General features: G+C 63.3%; 16 protein-coding genes. 11 read left to right on the top strand and 5 right to left on the bottom strand.

The genetic code is table 11. The features are described from left to right. The first annotated feature begins 5 nt into the window (after positions 1-5). The 8 genes from mobA to NLY33_RS20640 all read left to right on the top strand — a co-directional run bounded on the left by mobA (position 6) and on the right by NLY33_RS20640 (position 6,221). Positions 6-638 carry a molybdenum cofactor guanylyltransferase MobA gene (mobA, locus tag NLY33_RS20675; RefSeq protein WP_023708355.1) on the top strand — a complete coding sequence of 211 codons (633 nt, stop codon included), beginning with the start codon at positions 6-8 and terminating at the stop codon, positions 636-638. After that, positions 635-1,138 (top strand): molybdopterin-guanine dinucleotide biosynthesis protein B, encoded by a 504-nt coding sequence (gene mobB, locus NLY33_RS20670; RefSeq protein ID WP_023708354.1) that lies wholly within the window; start codon positions 635-637, stop codon positions 1,136-1,138. The genes mobA and mobB overlap by 4 nt, the downstream gene beginning before the upstream one ends. Before the next feature lie 319 nt (positions 1,139-1,457). After that, positions 1,458-2,243 carry an ABC transporter substrate-binding protein gene (locus NLY33_RS20665; protein WP_023688509.1) on the top strand — a complete coding sequence of 262 codons (786 nt, stop codon included), beginning with the start codon at positions 1,458-1,460 and terminating at the stop codon, positions 2,241-2,243. A gap of 75 nt (positions 2,244-2,318) precedes the next feature. Continuing rightward, entirely contained in the window at positions 2,319-3,035 is a 717-nt protein-coding gene (locus NLY33_RS20660; RefSeq protein ID WP_023708353.1) for an ABC transporter permease, read from the top strand. Continuing rightward, positions 3,032-3,862: an ABC transporter permease gene (locus NLY33_RS20655; protein WP_023708352.1), complete on the top strand. Its 831-nt coding sequence runs from the start codon at positions 3,032-3,034 to the stop codon at positions 3,860-3,862. The genes NLY33_RS20660 and NLY33_RS20655 overlap by 4 nt, the downstream gene beginning before the upstream one ends. Positions 3,863-3,965: 103 nt before the next feature. Continuing rightward, entirely contained in the window at positions 3,966-4,835 is an 870-nt protein-coding gene (locus NLY33_RS20650; protein WP_023690739.1) for an NAD(P)-dependent oxidoreductase, read from the top strand. Between the two features lie 9 nt (positions 4,836-4,844). After that, entirely contained in the window at positions 4,845-5,549 is a 705-nt protein-coding gene (locus tag NLY33_RS20645) for a DNA alkylation repair protein (protein WP_023708351.1), read from the top strand. Positions 5,550-5,651: 102 nt separating this feature from the next. After that, positions 5,652-6,221, top strand: a complete 570-nt coding sequence (locus NLY33_RS20640; RefSeq protein ID WP_023706850.1) for a DUF3299 domain-containing protein — start codon at positions 5,652-5,654, stop codon at positions 6,219-6,221. A gap of 48 nt (positions 6,222-6,269) precedes the next feature. Here the strand turns inward: NLY33_RS20640 and NLY33_RS20635 are convergent, their stop codons facing one another. From NLY33_RS20635 to NLY33_RS20620, 4 genes are all read right to left on the bottom strand, one after another. After that, positions 6,270-6,761 (bottom strand): Lrp/AsnC family transcriptional regulator, encoded by a 492-nt coding sequence (locus tag NLY33_RS20635; protein ID WP_023669013.1) that lies wholly within the window; start codon positions 6,759-6,761, stop codon positions 6,270-6,272. A 143-nt stretch (positions 6,762-6,904) separates the two neighbouring features. Next, positions 6,905-7,522 carry a uracil-DNA glycosylase family protein gene (locus tag NLY33_RS20630; RefSeq protein WP_023708350.1) on the bottom strand — a complete coding sequence of 206 codons (618 nt, stop codon included), beginning with the start codon at positions 7,520-7,522 and terminating at the stop codon, positions 6,905-6,907. Then, entirely contained in the window at positions 7,522-8,133 is a 612-nt protein-coding gene (locus tag NLY33_RS20625; protein WP_023708349.1) for a glutathione S-transferase, read from the bottom strand. The genes NLY33_RS20630 and NLY33_RS20625 overlap by 1 nt, the downstream gene beginning before the upstream one ends. Before the next feature lie 38 nt (positions 8,134-8,171). Continuing rightward, positions 8,172-8,795 (bottom strand): thermonuclease family protein, encoded by a 624-nt coding sequence (locus tag NLY33_RS20620; protein ID WP_023708348.1) that lies wholly within the window; start codon positions 8,793-8,795, stop codon positions 8,172-8,174. Positions 8,796-8,870: 75 nt separating this feature from the next. Between NLY33_RS20620 and NLY33_RS20615 the strand changes: the two genes are divergently transcribed. Next, a complete protein-coding gene (locus NLY33_RS20615) occupies positions 8,871-10,394 on the top strand; it encodes a sensor histidine kinase (RefSeq protein WP_023708347.1) in 1,524 nt (507 codons plus the stop codon). 9 nt (positions 10,395-10,403) lie between these two features. Here NLY33_RS20615 and NLY33_RS20610 read toward each other — a convergent pair whose 3' ends face one another. Continuing rightward, positions 10,404-11,402 (bottom strand): nicotinate-nucleotide--dimethylbenzimidazole phosphoribosyltransferase, encoded by a 999-nt coding sequence (locus NLY33_RS20610; protein WP_023688518.1) that lies wholly within the window; start codon positions 11,400-11,402, stop codon positions 10,404-10,406. A gap of 187 nt (positions 11,403-11,589) precedes the next feature. Between NLY33_RS20610 and NLY33_RS20605 the strand changes: the two genes are divergently transcribed. After that, a complete protein-coding gene (locus NLY33_RS20605; RefSeq protein ID WP_023824914.1) occupies positions 11,590-11,823 on the top strand; it encodes a DUF1289 domain-containing protein in 234 nt (77 codons plus the stop codon). Positions 11,824-11,836: 13 nt separating this feature from the next. Then, positions 11,837-12,541: a TIGR02281 family clan AA aspartic protease gene (locus NLY33_RS20600; RefSeq protein ID WP_023706853.1), complete on the top strand. Its 705-nt coding sequence runs from the start codon at positions 11,837-11,839 to the stop codon at positions 12,539-12,541. The last annotated feature ends 1 nt before the right edge of the window (position 12,542 follow it).

The following is a 12,542-nucleotide window of genomic DNA, read 5'->3' as shown; positions in this document are numbered from 1 at the left end:
TGGCCATGAGCCAAGACATTGCAGGAATTATCCTCGCCGGAGGCCTGTCACGGCGCATGGGCGGCGGCGACAAGACTTTGCTGGGGCTTGGCGGGCGTCCGCTTCTCGACCATGTCGTTGCCCGCCTGGCGCCGCAGGTCGGATCGCTGGCGGTCAGCGCCAATGGTGACCCGGCGCGCTTCGCCGCGGCCGGTCTTCCGGTTCTCGCCGATACGGTCGAAGGCTATGCCGGACCGCTTGCCGGAATCCTCACCGGCCTCGAATGGGCGGCAGCGAATACCGCTTTCAAGGCATTGGCGACGGCCGCCGGCGACACGCCGTTCCTGCCGGTGGATCTGGTGGCAAAGCTGGCCGCTGCCGCGACCAGTCGGCCGGGCTCGATGGCGGTTGCCAGTTCCGGCGGCCGGCAGCATCCGACCTTCGCGCTGTGGCCGCTCGGGCTGCGTGAGGCCTTGCGTCATTTCCTGATCGACGAGGACAACAGGCGCGTCTCCGCCTTCATCGAGCGGCACGACTGTGTCGAAGTGGAATTTCCGTTGCTGACCCACGGCAGTGACGAGATCGACCCGTTCTTCAACATCAACACACCGCACGACCTTGCGGTGGCCGAGCGTCTGTTGCAGAGCATCGGCCCATGAACATCTTCGGCATCACCGGCTGGAAGAATTCCGGCAAGACCACACTGACCGAGAAGCTGGTCACAGAGCTCGTCCGGCGCGGCTGGACAGTGTCGACGGTCAAACACGCCCATCATGAGTTCGACATCGACAAGCCTGGCGCCGACAGCTTTCGTCACCGCCAGGCGGGCGCCACCGAAGTCGCGGTGGTGTCGGGCAAACGCTGGGCGCTGATGCATGAATTGCGCGGTGAGGACGAGCCGACGCTGGAGACGGTCCTGTCGCGGTTGGCCCCGTGCGACATCGTGCTGGTCGAAGGCTACAAGCGCGAGGCGCACAAAAAGATCGAGACCCGGCGGCGGGAGGCCAAGGACCGCTCGCCGCTGTCGGCGAACGACGGACATATCGTGGCGATTGCCGCCGACTTCGCGGTTACCGGCGAAAGCCTGCCTGTGTTCGATCTCGACGACACGGGAGGGATAGCCGACTTCATCGAGAGCATGACCGGGCTCAAACCTTGAGGCCCCTGCCCTCGCCCGGGTCAGCCGCCCTCTTCCGCCGTTGCATTGTCTAAGCGCGTCGCGCCTGAACGGCCTCATGCGACGCGCTTCAGGTTGTTTTATTTATGCATGTCGTCGTCCCAAAACCGCTGCGCACTTTTGGGCGACATGCATTAACCCGGCGTCGGCATTGGCTGGACCCGCAAATCCCGCAAGCAACGGTTTTACAGTTGCTTTTCTCCCGAAAACAGTGGGAGTATCGCGCCAGCGGGCGGTCAAAAGCACCGCCCCACAGAGCCGTTCCGGAACGACGGCCGGGAGCCATAAAGAGAGGACTATCATGCGTATTGCACTGCGTATCGCGCTCGCCGCATCGGCTGCGCTGCTGACGCTCGGCGTCGCCCAGGCTCAGGAAACGACCCTGAGAATCGGCACCGAAGGCGCCTACCCCCCATTCAACAACCTGACCTCCGACGGCCAGCTCGTCGGCTTCGACATCGACATCGCCAAGGCGCTCTGCGACGAGATGAAGGTCAAGTGCACCTTCGTCGCCCAGGATTGGGACGGCATCATTCCCGCCCTGCAGGCCGGCAAGTTCGACGCCATCGTCGCCTCGATGTCGATCACGCCGGAGCGCGCCGAGAAGGTCGACTTCACCCACAAATACTACAACACGCCGTCGGCGATCGCGGTACCCAAGGATTCGACCCTCAAGGGCGTGACCAAGGAAGACCTGGCCGGCAAGACCATCGGCGTCGCAACCACGACGACGCATTTCAATTACGCCTCGAAAACCTATACGGACAGCACGGTCAAGGGCTATCCGAGCAGCCCCGAAGAGCAGGCCGATCTCGCCAATGGCCGTCTCGACGCGATCGAGGACGATATCGTCGTGTTGCAGCAGTTCCTGGATTCGCCTGATGGCGCCTGCTGCAAGATTCTCGGCCAGCCCTCGCCGCAGCCGGTCGATATCTTTGGACCGGGCGCCGGCATCGCCGTGCGCAAGGGCGAGACGGATCTGGTCAACAAGTTGAACAGCGCCATCGACGCAATCCGCGCTAACGGAAAGTACAAGGAAATCAACGACAAGTACTTCAAGTTCGACGTCTTCGGCGCCGAGTCCTGAACGTCTGAAACAAGGCGGCAGGGGAAGTTTCCTGCTGCCGCCTTGGCCTGACAGAAGTGGAGACAAGACCCGTCAATGCCAAGCCAGAACATATGGATACTTCTCACTTGGGGACCCGATGGCTGGATTGACGATATTGCCTATGGCGCACTGGTCACCATTGCGCTCGCGCTGGCGACACTGCCGATCGGCCTGACGATCGGTTTTTTCGTCGCCTGGGCGAAACAATCCGAAGAGCCGTCGCTTCGCGTGGCTGCCAACATCTACACCACGGTGTTTCGCGGACTGCCGGAACTGGTGACGCTTTTCCTGTTCTTCTTCGGCATGCCGATCCTCTTGCAGTATGTCATCCGTCTGTTCAGGCCGGAAGCGACGGTCGATGTCGACAGCTTCTTCGCCGGCATGATCGTGCTGTCGCTGATCTTTTCGTCCTATTCCAGCGAAGTCTTCCTGTCGGCCTTTCGCGCCATTCCGAAGGGCCAGTATGAGGGCGGCTATGCGATCGGGCTGTCGAAATGGCAGACGATGCGCAAGGTGATCCTGCCGCAGCTGCTGCGCATCGCCTTCCCCGGCCTTGAGAATTGCTGGCTGAGCCTGCTCAAGGACACGGCCCTGGTGTCGGTCGTCAACCTGGCTGAAACCTTGCGCAACGCCGGCGTGGCGGCCCGTGTCACCAAACATTCCTTCCTGTTCTACAGCGTCGCGGCGATGGTGTTCCTTATCCTTGCCATCCTGTCGTCGATCGCCACCGGCTTCATCCTGCGTTCGCTCGGGAGGAGGGAGGCACGATGAGCGTCGTGACGCGCGCCGCCGTCGACATCGAGAAGCCACCACCACGGGCGCGGGGCTGGCCGCGGGCCCGTGTCGTCGGCTACGCGCTGGTCGGCTTCTGGATCCTGTTCGGCATCGGCATCGCCGTCTATCTGGTTTACGCCTGGAATGGCGAATTCTTCGCCAGATACGCGCCTGCCTATCTGCAGGGCTTGGGAACCACGCTTGCGCTGGTGGCTATCTCGATGGTGCTCGGCGCGCTGTTTTCGCTGCCCGTCACCTATGCCCGCATGTCGAAGAACCGCTATCTGTCCGTCCTGGCCTATTGCTATGTCTATTTCTTCCGCGGCACGCCGCTGCTGGTCCAGGTCTATCTCGTCTATTACGGCCTGGGCTCATTCCGGGTGCAGCTCGAATCCGTCGGACTGTGGTGGTTCTTCCGCGACGCCTTCAATTGCGGTGTGTTCGCCTTCGCGCTCAACACCGCCGCCTACCAGGCCGAAATCCTGCGCGGCGCCATCGAGAGCGTGCCGAGAGGCCAATGGGAGGGCGCTGCTTCGCTCGGCCTGCACAAATTGCAGACGCTGCGCAACGTCATCCTGCCGCAGGCGTTTATCGTCGCGCTCCGGCCCTATGGCAACGAACTCGTCCTGATGATCAAGGCCTCCGCCATCGTTGCCATCATCACCGTCTATGATTTGATGGGCAACGCGAAGCTGGCCTACGCCAAGTCCTTCGACTTCCAGGCCTATGTCTGGGTCGCCATCGTCTATCTGGTGATGGTCGAGATCCTGCGCCACGGCGTCGAATGGATCGAGCGGCGGATCACCATTCATCTGATCCGCTGAGCGTTCGGCTGTACCAGTCGATCGGCTCATGCGCGTCTTGACGAATGGCGCGTAGAGCCTAGAGCTGTCCAAGACAACTCCGTTCCGTCTGAAGGGCAAACCCATGGCATCTGTGGCATTTCTCGGTCTTGGCGTGATGGGCTATCCCATGGCCGGGCACCTCAGGAACAAAGGCGGCCACGACGTCACCGTCTACAACCGCACCGCGGCGAAGGCGGAACAATGGGTGGCCCAGCATGGCGGCAAGCTTGCTTTGACGCCGGCGGACGCCGCAGAGGGCCAGGATTTCGTCTTCTCCTGCGTCGGCAATGACGACGATCTGCGCTCGGTGACGACCGGGGCCGATGGCGCCTTCGCCGCGATGAAAAAAGGCTCCGTCTTCATCGACAACACCACCGCTTCGGCCGAAGTCGCGCGCGAACTGGCCGACGCCGCTGAAAAGGCTGGCTTTTCCTTCCTCGACGCGCCGGTTTCCGGCGGCCAGGCGGGCGCCGAGAACGGCGTGCTGACGGTGATGGTCGGCGGCGAGCAGGCTGCCTTCGACAAGGCCAGGCCGGTCATCGACGCCTTTGCCCGCATGGTCGGGCTGATGGGTCCGTCGGGCGCCGGCCAGCTCACGAAGATGATCAATCAGATCACCATTGCCGGGCTGGTTCAGGGACTGGCCGAAGGCATCCATTTCGGCAAGAAGGCCGGGCTCGACATCGAGAAGGTCATCGAGGTGATTTCCAAGGGCGCTGCCGGGTCATGGCAGATGGAGAACCGACACAAGACGATGAACGCCGGTAAATATGATTTCGGCTTTGCCGTCGACTGGATGCGCAAGGATCTCGGCATCTGCCTCGATGAAGCCGACCGCAATGGCGCCAGACTGCCGGTGACCGCCCTTGTCGACCAGTTCTACAAGGATGTGCAGGCGATGGGCGGCAAGCGCTGGGACACCTCGTCCCTGCTGGCGCGCCTGGAAAAATAGGCGTTCGCAATGGCCGAGCTTTCGCCCCAATCGAGCGCCGATGAGATCGTCGCCCATTTGCGCTCGATCGGCTCGGAGGACAATCGCCGCGGCATGTTGCGCTACGGTATCAAGACCGAGCGCGCGCTCGGCATCTCGCATGGCGTGCAGCGGCAGGTCGCCAAAAAGATCAAGCGCAACCACGAGCGTGCTTTCGAGCTTTGGCAGACCGGCATCATGGAGGCGCAGTTCATCGCTTCCGTCACGGCCGACCCGAAGCGCTTCTCAGCCGCGGATGCACGACAATGGGCCGCGGCCTTCGATTCCTGGGATATCGTCGACGGCGTCTCCGATCTCTTCGTCGACACGAACGCCTGGAAGGAGCTGATCGAAGAGTTCGCGGCGGACGAGCACGAGTTTGTTCGACGCACGGCCTTTGCGATGATGGCGTGGTCCGTCGTGCACCGGAAGCAGGAGCCGGTGGCGACTTTCCTCGGCTTCCTGCCGATCATCGAAGCGCATGCCACCGACAGCCGCAATTTCGTGAAGAAGGCGGTAAACTGGGCGCTTCGTTCGATCGGAAAGCGATCGTTGGAGATGCACGGCGCTGCCCTTGCCGTCGCCGAACGACTGGCCCAGTCGGCCGACAAGACGGCGCGCTGGATTGGCAAGGACGCCGTACGGGAACTCACCAATGCCAAGATCATCGAGCGGATCGCCGCCAGAAAAGGCTGACCTGGCAACCCGTTTGCCGACGCAACCTGGCCGCCGGCTCTCGCAGACATATGATGCGGCTCAAGCGTTGACGCAATTGGCCAGGACGTCTTTACTCGGCCTATGACCAAACATCTCCAATCGACCCTCGCGCTTGCAGCCGCGTTGTTGACAGCCGGTACCTTCGACGCCTCAGCGCAAACCGCGCATATCTTTTGGAAGGATCTCCGCCCGGCGACGCAGGCGGTGGCCGAAGATGCCGGCCTGCCGATGATTGCGGCAAAACTGCCCGATCGTGGCGAGACATTGTCGCTCAACCTGCAGGACAAGACGGTACAATTAGCCGGCTATGCATTGCCGGTCGACCGTGATGGCGATCTCGTCTACCAGTTCCTGCTGGTGCCGTGGACAGGCGCTTGCAGCCACATGCCGACGCCGCCGCCCAACCAGATCGTGCTGGTGACGCCGGCCCGTCCCTACAAGATGTCGCAGGCCTATGAGTCGGTTGCCGTGACCGGCGCCTTGCGGCCCGGCTTGGAGAAGAGCCAGTTGTTCATTCTCGACGGCGTCAGCATCATCCAGTCCGGCTACACCGTACGCAAAGCCGATGTGGTGGCAGTCGACACGGTGCCGGACACGATCACGCTGCCGGTCAACTCGCCCTGGAGTTTCCTCAACAAAAAGAAAAACTAAGCGCCGCCTGCTTGTGCAGCGTCACCACCCAGTCACGGACAACCGCGCTCAGGCCGCGTTGGCGCCGGATTCCTTGTCCAGCAGCATGTAGTCGAGCGGCATTTCGGTCGTGTACTTGATCTGCTCCATGGCGAAGGACGACGACACGTCGCGGATCTCGATCTTGGCGATCAGCCGCTTGTAGAAGGCGTCATAGGCGGCGATATCGGGCACCACGACGCGCAGGAGATAGTCGACGTCGCCGCTCATGCGGTAGAATTCGACAACTTCGGGAAATTCCTGGATGACTTCCGAGAAACGCCGCAGCCATTCATGGCTGTGCGAATTGGTGCGGATCGACACGAAGACGGTGACGCGCACATTGACCTTTTCGTGGTCGAGGATGGCGACCCGCCGCTTGATGACTCCCTCTTCCTCCAGCTTCTGGATGCGGCGCCAGCACGGCGTCGTCGACAGGCCGACTTTCTTGGCGACATCGGCAACCGCGAGCGTCGCGTCCTCCTGCAGGAGGCGGAGAATTTTTCTGTCGAGGCGATCCATTGAGGTGCTCCTGGTGCAGGCCGCGTTCCCTCGGGCGCGACGCGCTTTGGGAATAGATTGGCTATACTCCCTCTTATTTCGACCTTTCACAAGAAAGAAATTCTGCCGGATGGCACAAAAGCGAGTGATATCTTGCTTAAAGTCTAATCTATGCGATAGCGGATTTCCGATCTCAGAAACGGCAGCAAATCCATTTCAAACCATGGATTCTGCTTCAGCCATCCTGAGTTGCGCCATGACGGGTGTGGCAGCGGCAGCACTTTCAGGCTGGCCGGCGCATCCCAGATGGTGCGCCAGTCCTTCACGGTTTCGGTCAGCGACGGCCGGCGCGTGGCGCCCATATGCCAGGATTGCGCGTAGGAGCCGATTGTCAAAACGAGGTCGATCTGCGGCATCAGCGCCATCAGCGGCGCGCGCCAGGCCAGCGCGCATTCTCGGCGCGGCGGCAGGTCGCCGCCCTTGGCGTCCTGGCCGGGGAAGCAAAAGCCCATCGGCACGATGGCGAATTTTTCCGTGTCGTAGAATTCCTCGCTGGTTACGCCCAGCCAGCTTCGCAGCCGGTCGCCGGACGCGTCGGTGAACGGCATGCCAGACGAATGCACCTTTGTGCCTGGCGCCTGGCCGGCGAGCAGGATGCGGGCGCTGGATGATGGCAGCAGCACCGGGCGCGGCTCGTGCGGCAGTGGCCTGCCGACCGGAGTGTCGACGCAGATGCGGCAGGCGCGGACCTTTGCCGTCAAGCGTTCGAGTTCCGCCTCCATCAGGCGGAAGCGCTCGGACGGCTGGAGACGGCGCTGTACCAGCGCAGCACGTTTGTGCACTCGTCCGGCACTTTGATGCGCGCCGGTTTCATGAAATCCATGGCGATCATGCCGGTGATATCGGCGATCGAATAGGCGTCACCGGCGGCGAATTCGCGGTTTGCCAGTTCGGGGTCGAGCAGTTTCAGGAATTCGACCGCTTTCGCCTTGTTGGCCTCGCCCCATTCGGGGATCTGCGGAATTTCCCATTCCTTCATCGCCGGATGGATGTGGCGAAAAGCCTGGGCGACGCAGCTGAGCAGATTGAACTCCATGCGCCTTTGCCACATCTCGACCTTGGCCTTGCCGAGCGCGCCTTGCCCGAACAGCGCGGGTTCGGGATGCAGTTCCTCGAAATAGCGGCAGATGGCGACGGATTCGGTGAGGATGGTACCGTCGTCGAGCTCGAGCACCGGCAGCCGCTGCAGCGGGTTGCGCGACCTGACCGGCTCCTGCTTGTGCCCCATCGCACCCATATCGACCGGCACCAGTGGTACTGCGATGCCCTTCTCGGCGAGGAAAACCCGCACGCGCCGCGGATTGGGGGCGCGGCCGCCATCGAACAGTTTCATGCTTTCCTCCCGATATGGTCCTTCAACTATAGTGCTCGTCACCAGAAGCGAAACATCTCTCGCAAGGCGTCACCGACCGAAGCCAGCGTGCCGTGCTTTCTTTCGAGCGGGCCGCCGTGGTGGCTTTCGCGCCAGTCTTGCGGCTCATCGAACGTGCCGGCCCAGATGCCAACCTTGCCGGCGCGGGCAATGCCCTGCTCGGTGTCGAAATCGCCATAGGCAATGGCCCAGCCGGCCTCGACCTGGGCCCGGTTGAGATCCTTGCCGCCGGCCTTGCAATCGCCGAGCAGGCGGCCGTAGCGGTCGCGCTGCCAGCCGCTGCAGGTCACCGGATTGCCTGATATCAGCTGCACCAGCGCCTGGCGCGCCAGCCTGCCGCAGGCGTAGTCTGCGCCATCCCTACGGCAGATCTGCTGGTATTCCGGAGCGTCGATGCCGCGCATGCGGATACGTTCGGTGCCAAGAGTGAGTGAATCGCCATCGTTGACGATCGCCGCCCCTTGCGCCTTGCGCGTCTCGAAACGGTCGAGGCGTGCGGCGAGCAGGATCAGCAGGCCGAGCAGAATGAACGTCAGCGCGTAATCCAGCAGCTTGCGCCACAGGCTTCGCGGCGGCGGCGGATAGTATCGCCGGCGCGGCCTTGGCGACCACGAACGGCTCATATGGCAAACAGTCTCTTAATCATTCGAACGTAGCTTAACGAATTGAGATCGCTGCGCGCATAAATCGAAGTTTCCATGCCTCTGCTACGCTCGAACACAGCGGATAAATTCATTGTGGACCGCCGGAAACCGCACCGCAACAGCGATGTGGCGCGCGCGGTGCGCAAGACGCGCGACCGTCTTTCGCAGCAGGTCGGCAATCTCGACTTCGACCGCGAGCTGCTGAAGCTGCACGCCGGGACCATGGTGGGCGGCGCAGCCGTCATCCCACTGCTGGTGTTGGCGGTCGCGGCGGCCGGGCTGCTGGCCGGTGTGGACAAACAGATCAGCGTCTGGGCGCTGTTCACCCTGATCTGCTATTCGATCGTCGCCTTCATGGCGCGGCGCGTCGGCCGCACCGAAGCCGCCGAGCTCAACCCTGTTCGCACCCGCAGGGATTTCCTGATCGGCCATTCGCTGTGCGGCCTCGGCTGGGCGTGGTTCGCCTGGCTCGGCTGCGCCACCTGCCAGATCGACCAGTTCCAGGTGGCCAAGGCGATGGTGCTACTGCTGGCCATGGCGACGACCGCTATCATGGCGTCGTCCTTGCGCGGCTCGCTGCTTGCCACCTTCGTCGTTCCGGTGGCGGTCTATGCCTATGCTGAAACGAAATTTTGGGTGCCGGTCGGGACGATCATGGTCGCCCTGCTGGTCGCGGCATTGCCGTTCTTTGCCTATATCGCGCGCCATCTCAACCGCTCGTCGCTGATACTTCTGTCCTTCCGCTCCGAAAAGGATGCGCTGCTCGCCGAGGTGGAGACCGCGAAATCGATGTCGGACGAAGCTCGTCGGCGGGCCGAAGACGCCAATCTGGCGAAGTCGCGCTTCCTTGCTTCTATGAGCCATGAGCTCAGGACGCCCCTCAACGCCATTCTCGGTTTTTCCGAGGTGATGGCCAATGAGGTGCTCGGGCCGATGAGCAACCCGACCTATCGCGACTACGCCCGCGACGTGCACGATTCCGGCCAGCATCTGCTCGACCTGATCAACGAAATCCTCGATCTGTCGCGCATCGAGGCCGGCCGCTATCAGCTCAACGAAGAGCCGGTAATGCTGCTCAACATCGCCGAAGATTGCTGCCACATGATGGAATTGAAGGCGCGCAACAAGGACATCCGCATCGTCCAGGATTTCGAAAGTGCCCTGCCGCGGCTGTTCGCCGACGAGCGCGCGGTGCGGCAGATCACGCTCAACCTCCTGTCCAACGCCATCAAATTCACCGCCACCGGCGGCGAAGTTCGCGTGCGCGTCGGCTGGACGGCGGGCGGTGGCCAGTACATTTCGGTCAAGGACAATGGGCCGGGCATACCGGAAGACGAAATCCCGATCGTGCTGTCCGCCTTCGGCCAGGGCTCGATCGCCATCAAGAGCGCCGAACAGGGCACCGGGCTCGGACTGCCGATTGTGCAGGGCCTGCTCGCCATGCATGGCGGCGAATTCGAACTTCAGTCGAAATTGCGCGAAGGCACCGAGGCAATCGCCATCTTCCCGCTCGCCCGAGTGATGGAGGAACTGCCGGCGCTGCCAACCAAGACCGTGGCGGCGGCCCGCCGACGTTGACAGCTTGTTCTAGGCTTTGACCGCCGCCGCCATGCCCGAACTGGTAAGCGCCGCCGCCTTGACCAGACCGGCGGCAAGGGCGGCCCCTACCCCTTCGCCGTGGCTGATGCCGAGATCGAACAGCGGCCTGAGGCCGAGCCGCTCGGCGGCAAGCCTTTGGCCGGACTCCGGCGACAGACTGGCCAGCAGGCAATGGTCGAGCGCACCCGGGTTGGCGGCGTGCAGCACGGCAGCGGCGGCGGTCGCGGCGAAGCCGTCGAGCAGCACCCGGATTTTCTGCATCCGGGCGGCGAGGATAGCGCCGGCAATGGCCGCGAATTCGCGGCCGCCGACCCGGCGCAGTGCTTCCAGGGGGTCCTTCAGAGCCGCACCATGGAAGGCGACGGCTGCATCGACTACATCAGCCTTGCGCGCCTGCATGGCCGCGTCGGCACCGGAGCCGGGGCCGACCCAGTCGGCGCCGCTGCCGCCGAACAGGGCGGCGCACAAAGCCGCCGCAACGGTGGAGTTGCCGACGCCGAGATCGCCGAGGCAAATCAGATCGGAGCCACCGGCAATGGCTTCCATGCCGAAGGCCATGGTGGCGGCGCAGCCGCGTTCGTCGAGGGCGGCGTCCTCGGTGATGTCGGCGGTCGCAATGTGCAGCGCCAGGTCGAACACCTTGAGGCCAAGATTGTTGGCGACGCAAATCTGGTTGATTGCCGCACCGCCGGCGGCGCACAGCTCAACGGCGTTTGCGGTCTCAGCGACAGGGCGCGGCGAGATGCCGTGGCGGGTCACGCCATGGTTACCGGCGAAGATCGCCACCAGGGGCCGGTTTACCGCCGGCGGGGCGCGCCCGCTCCAGGCAGCAAGCCAGGCGGCGATGTCCTCAATGCGGCCAAGCGAGGCTTTCGGCTTGTCGGCCTTGGAAAACAGGGTGCGCACCCTGTTTTCCGCGACTGTATCGGCAGGCGGCAGGCTCGCCAGCAGATTGCGAAAGTCGTCGAAGGGCAGCGCGCTGGTCATGTCGGTCCTGATCATTCCCTGTGGTTGATCAGCGGCATAACCGCCTTGCCCGGCCGGCACAACTCCCCTCGACATTGGCGCGAAAGCGGTTGCCCGCGCCGCATTCCGAAGGGCTTGCATTGGCTTTGCCGTTGCACCATGTGGAGATGGAACGAGGGATTCCGGACGGAACCTTCAAGAGAAAGTCATGACGGCCATCGAATCCCCGTGCATCCTGGTCTGTTCGATCGACATGAAAACCGGCTTCTGCTTCGGCTGTGGCCGCACGCGCGATGAAATCGGCGCCTGGATGGGGATGACGCCGGAGGTACGCCGCAGCGTCATGGCCGAGTTGCCGGCCCGATTGGAAACGGTCGAGCGCCGGCCGCGCCGGGAAACACGCCGCAGCCGCATGGCGCGCGAGCGCGACGTCCTCTCTTGAGGCGGCAGGTCCAATGAACCGACTGTTCTGGATCGTGATGGCGGCAATCGGCCTCGGGCTGATGCTGCTGATGATCAACAACAACGCCGGCAGCACGTTCGGCATCGAGAATTACGATTTCAGCCGTCTGGTCTGGCTGGGGGCGATCGGCTTGCTGGTCAGCGCCGGCCTTGTCCGGTCCGGCAGGCCGCTGGGCGTCATGGCCCGCAATCTCGGCACGTGGGCCCTGATCGTGCTGGCGCTCGTCGCCGGCTACCAGTACCGCTACGAGTTGCAGGATTTCGCCAGCCGGGTGACGGCGGGCCTCGTTCCCGGCAGCCCGCTGGCGCTCGGCGTCGAGGACGGCCATGCCACCGTGACCCTGGACAAGGCCGGCAGCGGCCATTTCGAGGCCCGCATCACGATCAACGGCGCGCCGATCCGCACCGTCGTCGATACCGGCGCGACCAGTACAGTGCTCACCGCCGAAGACGCGCAGGCGGCCGGCTTCAATCCGGCCGCGCTGAGCTTCACCGTCCCGGTCTCGACCGCCAATGGCATGGCACGCGCCGCTTCGGTGCGCACCGACGAACTGGCGATCGGCGGCATCGTGCGCAAGAACATGCAGGTGATGGTCGCCGCGCCCGGCGCGCTCAGCCAGAGCCTGCTCGGCATGAACTTCATCGGTTCCCTGTCGGGTTTCGACGTGCGCGGCGACCGGATGATTCTGCGCGACTGAA

Origin of the sequence: Mesorhizobium sp. C432A (assembly GCF_030323145.1) — a bacterium.
Taxonomy (GTDB): Bacteria; Pseudomonadota; Alphaproteobacteria; order Rhizobiales; family Rhizobiaceae; genus Mesorhizobium.
The sequence above is the reverse complement of the archived record's forward strand: the minus strand, read 5'-3'. Positions and strand labels throughout refer to the sequence as shown.